Below are 12,923 nucleotides of genomic sequence, written 5' to 3' on the forward strand. Positions count from 1 at the left end.
CCTATAGGTGTGTACCACGCTGGCGCCGCATTATTGACTCCAGGCCTGATTCCCATAGCCATTGGCGTAGCCCTTATGTCCACAGCTCTGCCCTACACACTTGAGATGATTGCCCTGACACGCATGCCAACTCGAACATTTGGCACACTGATGAGCATAGAACCCGCCTTCGGAGCACTGTCGGGCCTGTTGTTTCTGAATGAGATCTTGTCATTTACGCAATGGATGGCCATTTCCTGCATCATCATGGCTTCGATCGGGGCGACTTTAACCATGCGCAACCATTCCACACCTGTTGCTACTGACAAAAAAGGCGCCAGTTGACACAGTTATTGTAATTGACTCTCATTTAAGGGATGTTTGTCACTCCAGATTCATCAGGCCGATTCAGGATACGGACATCTACAGGGGCCACGGACAGGCAGCCTCACACATGCGTATCCCGTAAACCCGATGCAAACGCTTAAGGACAGGAATGAAACGTATTTTGGTAGCTTTAGCCGTACTTGCTTTAACCGGCTGCGCTGCAACCTCCGAAACCTCCGTCAAGCATGGCAAGCGAGGCCTGCATATCAATTGTTCGGGATTGTCCTCCTCGTGGAACAAATGCTATGCCGAAGCCGACAAGTCTTGCGGAACCAAGGGATACCGGGTGATTGCCAAATCGGGTGATGCGGCCGAAGAGCCAGGGGACTACCCGTTCGGCCTTAACCCCGCGGGTTATACCAGTCGCAGCATGATTGTCATCTGCAGGTAGTAACACCTGTTGCCATGCTGTCGACCCGACCGGCAGCATGGCATCAAGATCAGCGCTTGATCGCGACGGGTGCCGTACGAACCTGCAACCATTCCAGAGCGGCGCCTGCAAGCAGCGGACTCAAACGCTCGAGAACCTGGGCGTGGTAGCCATCAAGCCACTCGACCTCCTCACGCGTCAGCAATGATGGTTCCAGACAGCGAGTGTCAATCGGACATAGCGTCAGGGTTTCAAACTTCAGAAACACTCCAAACTCCGAATCACCCGCTTCCCGGTTCAACACCAGGTTTTCGATGCGCACCCCCCAACGACCCGGACGGTATGTCCCCGGCTCGATCGAGGTAATCATCCCCGGCTGCATTGCCGTGTGCGGCGCCGGTGCAGCCTGATAGGCGATAACCTGTGGCCCTTCGTGCACGTTCAGGAAGTAACCGACGCCATGCCCAGTGCCGTGCCCGTAATCGACGTTTTCAGCCCAGATCGGGGCCCTGGCAATCGAGTCCAGCAAAGGCGAGAGGATGCCCTTTGGAAAGCGAGCACGAGACAAAGCGATCACGCCTTTTAGTACACGGGTGCAGTCACGTTTTTGCTCATCGGTCGGCGTGCCGACGGGAACCATGCGCGTGATATCGGTCGTGCCCCCCAGGTACTGCCCGCCCGAGTCAATCAACAGCAAGCCGTCACCTTCAATGACTGCATGTTCTTGTTCGGTGGCATGGTAATGGGGCATTGCTCCATTGGCATTAAACGCAGCAATGGTGTTGAAACTCAGTGATACAAACCCGGGACGACGGGCACGGGCCGCGGTCAGCTGTTCATCAATCGTCAGTTCGGTAATGCGCTCACGCCCAAAAGCCGTTTCCAGCCAGGCAAAAAACTCACACAGTGCAGCACCATCCTGCTCCATGGCCTGGCGAATATGAACGGCGTCATCAAGACTCTTTTGCGACTTGGACAGGGTCGTAGGGTTCAAACCCTCAACCAGCTTCACTTCAGGCTTCAGGTGGCCGATCAGCCCACAGGTCACGCGGACAGGGTCTACCAGCAACCGGGTAGTGGCCGGCAAGGACGCCAGCGCCGCATTGATCCCGGTGTAGTCGCACAGCTCTATGCCTTCGCGGGCCAGGGTGCCACGCAGTTCGGCACTGACCTTGTGCAGATCGACAAACAAGGTAGCCCGGGCCTCCTCGATTAATGCAAACGACACGAATACAGGGTTGAAAGAGACATCCGAGCCACGCAAGTTGAACAACCAGGCAATGTCATCCAGGGTTGCAATGAAATGCGCGTCTGCTTTGCGCTGCTTGAGTGTTTCGCGCAACTGCTGGAGCTTGTCGACCCGACTGACCGTCGCTTGTGGTGGCAAGTGCTCATACACCGGCTGCACCGGCAGTGTTGGCCGATCCTGCCAGACAAGGCCAAGCAAATCGATATCCGTGCGCAAGGTTGCACCGCGATCCTTGAGCCGGCTTTCAAGGGTTCGTGCTGAAGCCAGGGCAAGAACGGCGCCATCAACGCTAACCGTTGCACCTTCTGGCGTTTGTTCAGCCAGCCACTCCAGAGGACCCGGCTGCCCGGGCAACAGTTTGACCAGTTCAATGGTGCTGCCACTGAGCTCTTTGCCCGCTTGCTCCCAGTAACGGCTGTCAGCCCACACGCCGGCGAAGGTCGGCGTGACAATCAATGTGCCCACTGAACCGTAAAAGCCTGACAGCCACTGACGGCCCTGCCAGTAGGCAGGCAAGTACTCCGAAAGATGGGGATCGGCCGAAGGCACGAGAAGCGCATGGATCCCGTGCTGGCTCATCACTGCCCGGGTGCGTTTCAAACGCTCCACAACAGACCCCGAATTCAACACCTGAGTACTCATTTATTCTCCTGCCAGTCACTGGTAATTATTATTCGTCGCTGATGATGGATCAGCCATCAAGGTTGGGCAACCGCCCAAAAAGGTGCGGGCGCTGCTACGCAAGCCTTGATTGCCTTTGCAGCTACATCGATGTCCTGCTCGCGGGTGAAGCGGCCAAGGCTCAGGCGGATGGTACGCCCGGCCTGGCGTGCATCATGCCCCAGCGCCAGCAGCACATGGGAAGGCGCATTGCTGGCCGAGTTGCATGCCGACGTTGCCGAGTACGCCAACTCGCTACTCAAGTCAGCGCTGTTAAAGTGTCCCTCGCTGAAGGTCAGGCTCAAGGTATGAGGAATACGTTGGGTCGGACAACCATTGCATTGCAGGCTCGGCACATCGGCCAGTTGTACAAGCAAACGCTGACGCAATTCACGAATATGCTCCAGCTCTTCGGCAAACGACTGATTGGCCAATGCAAAAGCTGCGCCCATACCGGCAATTTGATGCGTCGCCAGCGTTCCAGAGCGCAAACCGGACTCATGCCCACCACCGTGAATCTGCGCCTGCAAGCGATCCTGTGCCCGCGAGCCCACATACAACGCACCGATACCTTTGGGGCCATAAATCTTGTGCCCCGAAAACGACATCAGATCGACGGCCCACTCATTCAGGTCGATGGCTACTTTGCCTGCACCTTGCGCAGCATCTACGTGAAACAACGCACCATGCTCGCGCACGCGACGGCCAATCTCCGGGATGTCATTCACCGTCCCCAGTTCGTTGTTGACCAGCATCAGCGACACCAGCAGCGTATCTGCCCGCAGGGCGGCGCTGACCTGATCGGCGCTGACAAGCCCGTTGGCATCAGGTGCCAGGTAGGTCACGTCAAAGCCTGCATCCTGTAAAAAACGCGCGGTATCCAGCACCGCTTTGTGCTCGATCTGGCTGGTGATGATATGGCCGCGCAACTGGCCACCGGCCTGTGCCACACCTTTCAGGGCCAGGTTGTTGGACTCGGTAGCGCCCGAGGTCCAGATGATCTGCTCCGGCCTGGCATTGATCAGTTGCGCGACCTGCTCTCGGGCCAGTTCTACCGAATGCCGGGCTTGCTGACCAAAGACGTGGGAGCCGGAAGCTGGATTGCCAAAGTTGCCTTCAAAGCCCAGGCATTCGACCATCACCTGGATGACACGAGCGTCCACGGGAGTGGTGGCCGCGTAATCGAAATAAAGAGGTCGCTTGTTCATTGTTCAAATCCACTGAGCGCTTTCCTGAATCAGGGCGTCCCTGATTGAGGATTAATGAGACCACTTGAAAATGCGGCCGTTAGAAATAACTGATTGAGCCGGGTGAAAACAGGTAAATAAGAGAAAACCCTCCCAGGCTCAATCCTAAATTAAGGAGGCCTGGAAAGCAGTGTCTTATAAAGCGCTAAAAACACGTCGCGATGCAAGTCCGATATGCAATATCGATATATAAATATGGAATTAGGTTAGTTTACGGAATAACAAAATAACTTTATAAAGCTGCCTCCGGCTTTCCTTTTGTGGGCAGAGCCCCTGTTAAAAGGAGCTGTCAATGCAGCTTTTAACATTACCTGCCACCCCGGCACTGGCCACGTCCATACGCGCCACGGCCCAAGTATTTGAAGACCCAGCGTCCAAAGCGCTGTTGACGCACTTGCAACAAATTGCCCCCAGTGATGCCAGTGTGCTGATCATTGGAGAAACCGGCACCGGCAAGGAGCTCGTTGCACGCCATATCCATCAGCTCAGCCACCGGCACCAGCAGCCATTCGTGGCGGTCAACTGCGGGGCGTTTGCCGAGTCACTGGTTGAGGCTGAGTTGTTCGGCCATGAAAAAGGTGCTTTCACGGGCGCCCTGAGTGCAAAATCCGGCTGGTTTGAAGAGGCCGATGGCGGCACGTTGTTTCTGGATGAAATCGGCGACTTGCCGCTGGCCATCCAGGTCAAGCTGTTGCGCGTCCTGCAAGAACAAGAGGTTGTGCGGCTGGGTTCGCGCAAAAGCACCCCGATCAACGTTCGGGTGCTGGCTGCCACCAACGTCAACCTGGAGCAGGCCATCGATGCCGGACATTTCCGCGAGGATCTCTATTACCGCCTGAATGTTGTCAGCCTTGCGTTGCTGCCCTTGCGCGAGCGACCTGGAGATATTCTGCCGCTGGCCCGCCACTTCCTGAAAACCTATCGCCAACGCCTGCCCCACGGGCCAACGGCCCTGAGCGAGTGCGCCGAGCAAGTCCTGGTGCATCACCCCTGGCAGGGCAATATTCGCGAGCTGGAAAACGTCGTGCACCACAGCCTGCTGCTGTGCCGCAACCAGACCATCACGGTGCAGGACCTGCGCCTGTCCCAGTCACGCAGCAGGCGCCAGGACTTGCCGACGCAACAACCGGTTCAACACACTACCCGGGATCTGTTGCAGCGCGCATTTCGCAAGCTTTTCGAAGAAGAACCGGGAGCCCTGCATGAAACCGTCGAAGACGCCCTGCTGCGCAGCGCTTATGAATTTTGCCATCACAACCAGGTGCACACGGCCAAATTGCTGGGCTTGAGTCGCAACGTCACCCGCACCCGGCTGATCAAGCTCGGTGCACTATCAGTCAACGTCCGGCGGATGGATGCCGACGCTCTCGTCTATTAATAGAACACCCGCTGACGCAATTGCCTGACCGTAGCGCCAAACGATCCCCATGATCGTTCATGGCGCCGTCGGGCAATCACAAAAGCCCTATCGCCGCTGTTCTCGCTTATCGGTAAGATGACGTCCTTCCCGCGCGCCTGCGCTGTACGTCCCGCCGAATTAAGTCGATCCCATGCCTTTTGAACTCAGCGTAGATTTGACCACCCTCGCCATTCTGGCCGCCGTTGCTTTTGTTGCCGGTTTTATCGATGCCATCGCAGGTGGTGGCGGCTTGCTCACCACCCCTGCCCTGCTCACCGCAGGCTTGCCGCCACATCTTGTGCTGGGGACCAACAAACTCAGTTCGACCTTCGGCGCAGCCACGGCGAGCCTTACCTTCTACCGTCGCAAACTGTTCCATCCCCGCGAGTGGAAACTGGCCATTTTCGGCACCCTGGTCGGCAGCCTGATTGGCGCAACTGCCGCCCATTACATGCCCGCAGAATGGCTCAACAAGATGCTGCCGGTGATTGTCTTCGGTTGCGGGATTTACCTGTTGTTTGGCGGCACCCCAAAAACACCTGTCGACAACGACGCGCCGATCAAAAAGAAATGGCAATTGCCGCAGGGTCTGGGCCTGGGGTTCTATGATGGCGTGGCCGGCCCGGGCACCGGTGCGTTCTGGACTGTCAGCAGCATGCTGATGTACCCCATCGATCTGGTGAAGGCCAGCGGTGTGGCCCGCAGCATGAACTTCGTCAGCAACATTGCAGCGCTGTCGGTGTTTATCTTTTCCGGGCATGTGGACTGGATAATCGGCCTGACCATGGGCTTTGCAGTGATGATCGGCGCTTACTTTGGCGCCCGCAGCGCGATCAGCGGCGGCGCCAAGTTTATTCGTCCGGTATTTATTACCGTGGTCCTGGGCCTGACCGTGCGCCTAGCCTGGCAGCACTGGTTCGGCATGGCCTAAGCGCCGCGCCACATACAGGTCGATAAGATAACGCGCAATCGAGCGCGACGCCGGCAACGGCGGTAATTGATGCACATTGAACCACTGCGCATCTTCTATCTCATCGGCCTGGGGCACAATCTCGCCCCCGGCATATTCCGCGTGAAACCCCAGCATCATCGAGTGCGGGAACGGCCAGCACTGGCTGCCCACATACTGGATGTTCCTGACCTCCAGCTGCACTTCTTCGCGCACTTCACGAATCAGGCAATCCTCGGCCGACTCGCCTGGCTCGGCGAAGCCCGCCAGGGTGCTGTAAACCCCCGGCACAAAGCGCGGCGAACGGGCCAGCAGCACTTCATCACCACGGGTAATCAACACGATCATGCTCGGCGATATGCGCGGGTAACTGCGCAAGTCACAGGCAGCGCAGTACATCGCCCGCTCCCTTGACACCTGCGTCATGGCCTGCCCGCAACTGCCGCAAAAACGATGTTCACGAGCCCAGGTGCCGATTTGCGCGGCATAACCCAGCACTTTATAAAGCGTGTGGTCGTCGCCCAGCATAAAGGCGCGCAAGCCCTGCCAATGGCAGCCCTCTACCTGAGCGGCGCCCTTGAGCTCCAGCAAATATACCGGCTCGCCGTCGAGGTGGCCGATGCCATGCTCGGCCAGTACCGGCAAGTTCTGGCGTTTGAGCCATTCGCGAGGGAACAGCGGGCCATTGTCATCATTCAGAAAACCGTCGGGGCCGCGCGCCACGGCCCAGCCGCCAGTCAGGTCTGTATCCAGTACTGCCGTGATCCAACGCGGTGTCATCAAGTGATCCTTGTTCAGGTTACAAAGCCTTCAATCGAGAAATTCGGGTTTCTGCTTGGTCATATGCGCCGTCATTGCCAGGCGCAGATCGCTGGATTGCAGCATCGCAGCATTCCACGTCGCAACATATTCCAGGCCATCCTCCACTCGGTGATCGCGCATATAGCCGATCATCTGCTTGGTGCCAGCAATGGCAATCGGCGATTTACTGGCGATTTCCTGGGCAATCGCCATAACGCCCTCAAGCAACGCCTGTTGATCACTGTAGACCCGGTTTACCAGGCCGATGGCGCGAGCTTCATCTGCCGCGACCATACGCCCGGTGTAGGCCAGCTCGCGGAGCATGCCATCACCGATGATACGCGGCAGGCGTTGCAGTGTCCCGACATCGGCGGCCATGCCCATATCGATTTCCTTGATCGAGAACTGTGCATCTTCAGCGGCGTAGCGCATGTCGCAGGCGGCAATCAGGTCTATCGCCCCGCCAATGCAGTAACCCTGAACCGCTGCCAGAACTGGCTTGCGGCACTGGTCAACGGCAGTAAACGAGGCCTGCATTTGCAGGATTTTTCGTCGCAGCATGCGGGCGTTGCGCCCCACATCCTTGCCCATTTCATTGGCCACCGACGCCAGCAGCATCAGGTCGATGCCGGCCGAAAAATGCTTGCCCGCCCCACTGAGCACCACCACACGCACCGCATCAGTTTCATCAATCCACTGGAAGATATCGATGATTTCGGACCAGAACGCAGCATTCATCGCATTGACCTTTTCAGGTCGATTGATCTGTACATGGGCGATATTGCCGTTCAACTCAACCTGAAAAGCCTGGTAATCGGACATAACCTGAATCCTTTGCGGGGCGCCGTCGCCGGCCGATAAGCGGCGGACTATAACAAGGCTTGCAGGCTGCAGGCAGGCCGCGATCACGCCAAAATACGGACAAAACGACCTGTCACAGCCCCCTTCAGCGCGTCAGGATAAACCGCTCGATCGCCTGGGCAACGCCATCTTCAGTATTGCTGCCGGTGACATGCATCGCCTGCTCGCGAATAGGCGCATCGGCCTGGCCCATGGCAATCGACAGCCCGGCACGCTGGAACATGGCCGGATCATTGCCGCCATCTCCTATCGCCACCGTGCGCTCAAGAGGCACACCCAGGTGTTCGGCCAGCGTGGCAAGGGCATCGCCTTTATTGGCCCTGAGCGCGGTGATATCAAGATAACGGGCCTGGGAGCGGCTGGCAGAGGCCTCCCCATGCAATAACTGCTGCAAACGCTGCTCCAGCTCGACCAACAAGGGTGCATTGCCGGTAGTGGCCACGATCTTGTCCACCCGGTGCAGGTAGGGTTCAAAACTCTCGACTACCAGCGGGGCATAACCCAGGCCCTGCTGCTCGTGGGCAACCATCGGCCCCGTCGGGTCGCGCAACAGCCACTCATCGTCGGCAAACACCCAGACCTCAACGTCATGCCCGGCCAAAAACTCGAGTGTCTTGAGTACGGCCTGGTACGGCACATGGTGGGACTGCAGCACGCTGCCATCGGCGTTGACCAGCACCCCGCCATTGAACCCGGCAGTCGGCAGCTCAACCCCCAACTGCCGGATATAATCGCGCATGGCCCGTGGCGGGCGGCCGGTAGCCAGGGTGAAATGAATGCCGGCGGCCTGCAGCGCCTTGACTGCCGCCAGGTTGCGCGGGCTGATGCTGTGATCAGGTAAAAGCAGGGTGCCATCCATGTCACACAACACCAGCTCAATCGGGTTTTGCTTCACGTCACTCATCCTATGTTGAGCCAGACACGCCCATCGCGACCCAGCAATTCTTTAGCGGCCTCAGGACCGTCTTCACCGGCCTTGTACGGTTGCACGTCCGTTTGTTCCTGCCACGCGTCCAGAAAAGGTTGCACACCCCGCCAGCCGTTTTCAATGTTGTCCGCACGTTGAAACAAGGTCTGGTCGCCAGTAAGGCAGTCGTAGATCAAGGTCTCGTAGCCTGTTGAAGGCTGCATTTGGAAAAAGTCCTTGTACGCAAAACCCAACTCGATATTGGCCATTTTCAGCCCCGGTCCGGGTTGCTTGGCCTGCAGGTCAAACCACATGCCTTCATTGGGCTGGATCTGGATCCGCAAATAGTTGGGCTGCAACCGTTCAACGTCGGTGTCACGGAATTGCGCATAAGGCGCAGGCTTGAAGCAGATAGCGATTTCAGTGTCTCGCGCACTCATGCGCTTGCCGGTGCGCAGATAAAACGGCACGCCCACCCAGCGCCAGTTGTCGATCATCACCTTGAGCGCAACGAAGGTTTCGGTGCTGCTGTCGGCCGCCACGTTGTTTTCCTGGCGATAACCCACCACCGGCTTGCCGCCGGACTCACCCTGAGTGTACTGCCCGCGCACCGAGTTCTTCAGCGCATCCTCTTTGGACCAGGGGCGGATTGCGCCAATCACCTTGGCCTTTTCACCGCGCACCGCATCGGCACCAAAGGCCGCAGGGGGCTCCATCGCGACCATCGCCAGCAGTTGGAACAGATGGTTGGGCAACATGTCGCGCAAGGCGCCGGTGTGTTCGTAAAAACTGCCACGTGTCTCAACCCCGACGGTTTCTGCCGCCGTGATCTGCACATGGTCAATGTAATGATTGTTCCAGAAAGCTTCGAAAAGCCCGTTGGAGAAACGGCTGACCAAAATGTTCTGGACGGTTTCCTTGCCCAGGTAATGGTCAATCCGGTAGATCTGCTTCTCGCTCATGACGCTCAGCAGGCATTCGTTCAATGCCTGGGCTGTTTGCACGTCAGAGCCAAAAGGTTTTTCAATGACTACCCGGCGAAAAGCCTCCGGGGTTTCCTTGAGCAACCCGCTGGCGCCCAGCCGCTGCACGACTTCGCTGAAAAAGCGCGGTGCAGTAGCCAGATAGAACACCGCATTGGCGGTGCCACTGGCGAAAATCTTCTGTTCCAGCGCCGCGTAGGTACTGTCATCGAGAAAATCGCCCTGCACATAGCTGATGTTCTTCGCCAGCGAGGCCCATAGAGCGGCATTCAAGCCCTCGCCGTCAGGATGATCCACTTTGCTGGACGCTTCATTGCGAATGAAGTCTTCCAGCTTTTTGGCAAATCCCTCATCACTGATCGCATTGTGGTCGACGCCCACAATGCGCAGGCCACCGTCCAGTAAACCATCACGACTCAAGTTGTACAGCGCCGGCATCAGCAAGCGCTTGACCAGATCACCGTGGGCACCAAACAAAAACAGAGTGGTGGGCGGCGCAGGCTTGGCATCAGGTTTACTGGACAGATCGGTCATTTTTTAGGCGTCTCCACGTGGCCGCCGAAACCAAAGCGCATGGCTGACAACAATTTGTCGCCATAGAGGCTTTGCTGGCGTGAACTGTAGCGGGCAAACAGGGCTTGCGACAACACTGGCACCGGGGTCGACTGCTCCATTGCGGCCTCGATGGTCCAGCGGCCTTCGCCACTGTCTGCGACGGCGCCCGAGTAGCCATCCAGCGGCTCATCAGTGGCCAGAGCATCGGCGGTCAAATCCAGCAACCAGGAAGACACCACGCTGCCACGACGCCAGACTTCAGCGATATCACCCAGGTTCAGGTCAAAACGCTGCTCTTCAGGCAGGTTTTCACCGCCTTTCATCTTCATCAGGTTGAAACCTTCAGCGTACGCCTGCATCAAGCCGTACTCGATACCGTTGTGCACCATTTTGACGAAATGGCCAGCGCCAGCCGGGCCAGCATGGATGTAACCACGCTCGGCACGGTCATCGTCAGAGGTGCGATCCTTGGTCCGCGCAATATCGCCCATGCCTGGCGCCAGCGCTGCAAACAGCGGGTCCAGATGTTTCACGACAGCGCTGTCTCCGCCGATCATCATGCAATAACCGCGCTCCAGGCCCCAGACGCCGCCCGATGTACCCACGTCAACGTACTGGATGCCTTTCTCGGCCAGCGACTGCGAGCGACGAATGTCATCCTTGTAGAAGGTGTTGCCGCCATCAATGATGATGTCATCGGCGTCCAGCAACTCGCTCAAAGTCTCGATGGTGTCTTCGGTCGGCGCACCGGAAGGCAGCATGACCCAGACAGCACGGGGTTTGGCCAGGCCTGCGACCAGCGCTGGCAAATCGGCAACGGCGGTGGCGCCTTCCTGTTCCAGAGCGCTGACAAAGTCGGTATTGCGGTCAAAAACCACGGTTGTATGCCCATTGAGCATCAGACGCCGCGCGATATTCCCGCCCATACGGCCCAATCCAATAATTCCCAACTGCATGTACTGTTGCTCCCAACGACAAATAAATAGGTGTACAGCACCTCGGTGCAGCATTGCCCAAGGTGCCCGATCAGGATCAGCCCTGACACATGCTGCATAGTTTCGCACAAGCTGGAGGGCAGATTCCCGATTCAATACACTCAACAGACGGACGAAGCAGTAAAGACTGCAAAAAACGTAAAATTTTCAAGGTGCGACAAGACCGATCCATGTCTACCAGCCCGATCATGGGTGACAAAGTTTTCACATCCCCTTGGCGATACTTAAACACTTTGTGACTGCCCACTCTTGAGGCAGTACTCATGTGCTGTGCCTGGCTACATGGCACTGACCATTCAAGTAGTTATCAGCTGGAGCGCTGTATGGGGATGTTTAAACGCAGTAATACATCTGCGAAGGGATTCGATTGGGCAGGCCTTGGCTGGCTGTTCCTGTTCTTTTGGTATTTTTCCGGCATTACCCAACTGCTTATCCAGCTGACTGGCACTTCCGGGTTCTCAGGCTTTCGCCAAGCCTTTGTGATGAGTGCCATCTGGCTGGCCCCGATGCTGATGTTTCCCAGGCACACCCGGGCAATGGCGGCGGTCATTGGTGTCGTGCTGTGGGCCTGTTCGATGGCCAGCCTGGGCTACTTCTTTATCTATCAACAGGAATTCTCGCAAAGCGTCATCTTCATCATGTTCGAGTCGAACATCTCTGAAGCTGGCGAATACATGACCCAGTACTTTGCCTGGTGGATGGTGCTGGCATTCCTGGCACATACCGCCTTTGCGGTGTTTCTGTGGACCCGCCTGCGCCCGGTGTATTTGCCGCGCATGCAGGCCTGGGCTGCAGCGGTGGCCATATTGGTGGCGGTTATCGGCTACCCGCTGGTCAAACAGACGATCAAGCACGACAACCTGGCCACGGCCATGGAAAGCTTCGAAAGCCGTGTTGAACCTGCAGTACCGTGGCAGATGTTAGTAGCTTATCGCCGCTACCTGGAGCAACTAGACAACATGCAGGGCATGCTCGCCAGCGTCAGCAAGATCCCGCCGCTGACCAACCTCAAGGACAACGAGGCCGGCAAGCCGACTACCCTGGTACTGGTCATTGGCGAGTCCACCAACCGCCAGCGCATGAGCCTGTATGGTTATCAGCGCGAAACCACGCCAAACCTCGACAAGTTGCGCGATCAACTGGCCATTTTCGACAACGTGGTGACACCGCGGCCCTACACCATTGAAGCGCTGCAACAAGTGCTGACCTTTGCCGACGAAGAAAACCCCGACCTGTACCTGAGCACCCCGTCACTGGTCAGCGTGATGAAGCAAGCCGGTTACAAAACCTTCTGGGTCACCAACCAGCAAACCATGACCAAGCGCAACACCATGCTCACGACCTTCTCCGAGCAGGCTGACCAGCAGGTTTACCTCAACAACAACCGCAACCAGAACGCCCGCCAATATGATGGCGACGTGATTGAGCCCTTCAACAAGATCCTGGCCGACAGCGCCCCGCGCAAGCTGATCGTGATTCACCTGCTCGGTACGCATATGAGCTACCAGTACCGTTATCCACCGACCTTTGACAAATTTGTCGACCGTAGTGGCGTACCCGCCGGTTTGAGCGATGCACAAG

General features: G+C 57.4%; 12 protein-coding genes. 5 read left to right on the forward strand and 7 right to left on the reverse strand.

Annotated elements, in window-relative coordinates; genetic code table 11:
• Both QN377_RS22065 and QN377_RS22070 read left to right on the forward strand, forming a co-directional pair.
• On the forward strand, nt 1–324 hold a 324-nt coding region (locus tag QN377_RS22065; RefSeq protein ID WP_323567663.1), incomplete at its 5' end, for an EamA family transporter.
• Nucleotides 325–475: 151 nt separating this feature from the next.
• Nucleotides 476–757, forward strand: a complete 282-nt coding sequence (locus QN377_RS22070) for a hypothetical protein (RefSeq protein WP_095001639.1) — start codon at nt 476–478, stop codon at nt 755–757.
• A 49-nt stretch (nt 758–806) separates the two neighbouring features.
• Here QN377_RS22070 and QN377_RS22075 read toward each other — a convergent pair whose 3' ends face one another.
• Both QN377_RS22075 and QN377_RS22080 read right to left on the reverse strand, forming a co-directional pair.
• On the reverse strand, nt 807–2,627 hold the full coding sequence (locus QN377_RS22075) for an aminopeptidase P family protein (protein WP_095019289.1): 1,821 nt from the start codon (nt 2,625–2,627) through the stop codon (nt 807–809).
• Between the two features lie 56 nt (nt 2,628–2,683).
• Nucleotides 2,684–3,853: a cysteine desulfurase family protein gene (locus tag QN377_RS22080; RefSeq protein ID WP_095019290.1), complete on the reverse strand. Its 1,170-nt coding sequence runs from the start codon at nt 3,851–3,853 to the stop codon at nt 2,684–2,686.
• Between the two features lie 331 nt (nt 3,854–4,184).
• Here QN377_RS22080 and QN377_RS22085 point away from each other — a divergent pair, with 331 nt between their 5' ends.
• Together QN377_RS22085 and QN377_RS22090 are read left to right on the forward strand one after the other, a co-directional pair.
• On the forward strand, nt 4,185–5,270 hold the full coding sequence (locus QN377_RS22085) for a sigma-54 interaction domain-containing protein (RefSeq protein WP_095019291.1): 1,086 nt from the start codon (nt 4,185–4,187) through the stop codon (nt 5,268–5,270).
• Between the two features lie 172 nt (nt 5,271–5,442).
• Nucleotides 5,443–6,222: a TSUP family transporter gene (locus QN377_RS22090; RefSeq protein WP_095019292.1), complete on the forward strand. Its 780-nt coding sequence runs from the start codon at nt 5,443–5,445 to the stop codon at nt 6,220–6,222.
• Here the strand turns inward: QN377_RS22090 and nudC are convergent.
• The 5 genes from nudC to gnd form a co-directional block, all read right to left on the reverse strand.
• Nucleotides 6,190–7,020 (reverse strand): NAD(+) diphosphatase, encoded by an 831-nt coding sequence (gene nudC, locus QN377_RS22095; RefSeq protein WP_095001644.1) that lies wholly within the window; start codon nt 7,018–7,020, stop codon nt 6,190–6,192. The genes QN377_RS22090 and nudC overlap by 33 nt on opposite strands.
• Nucleotides 7,021–7,050: 30 nt before the next feature.
• Complete coding sequence (locus QN377_RS22100) at nt 7,051–7,863, reverse strand: crotonase/enoyl-CoA hydratase family protein (RefSeq protein ID WP_095001645.1); 813 nt, start codon at nt 7,861–7,863, stop codon at nt 7,051–7,053.
• Nucleotides 7,864–7,987: 124 nt separating this feature from the next.
• Entirely contained in the window at nt 7,988–8,806 is an 819-nt protein-coding gene (locus tag QN377_RS22105) for an HAD family hydrolase (RefSeq protein WP_153400021.1), read from the reverse strand.
• Nucleotides 8,803–10,326 carry a glucose-6-phosphate dehydrogenase gene (zwf, locus tag QN377_RS22110; RefSeq protein WP_095001646.1) on the reverse strand — a complete coding sequence of 508 codons (1,524 nt, stop codon included), beginning with the start codon at nt 10,324–10,326 and terminating at the stop codon, nt 8,803–8,805. Before zwf ends, QN377_RS22105 begins: the two co-directional genes overlap by 4 nt.
• Nucleotides 10,323–11,303 carry a phosphogluconate dehydrogenase (NAD(+)-dependent, decarboxylating) gene (gnd, locus tag QN377_RS22115; protein ID WP_095001647.1) on the reverse strand — a complete coding sequence of 327 codons (981 nt, stop codon included), beginning with the start codon at nt 11,301–11,303 and terminating at the stop codon, nt 10,323–10,325. The genes zwf and gnd overlap by 4 nt, the downstream gene beginning before the upstream one ends.
• A 362-nt stretch (nt 11,304–11,665) precedes the next feature.
• Here gnd and cptA point away from each other — a divergent pair.
• A partial coding sequence (cptA, locus tag QN377_RS22120; protein WP_323567664.1) for a phosphoethanolamine transferase CptA occupies nt 11,666–12,923 on the forward strand: 1,258 nt, incomplete at its 3' end.

This window comes from Pseudomonas sp. CCC4.1 (assembly GCF_035019225.1).
GTDB classification, from domain to species: Bacteria; Pseudomonadota; Gammaproteobacteria; order Pseudomonadales; family Pseudomonadaceae; genus Aquipseudomonas; species Aquipseudomonas bubulae.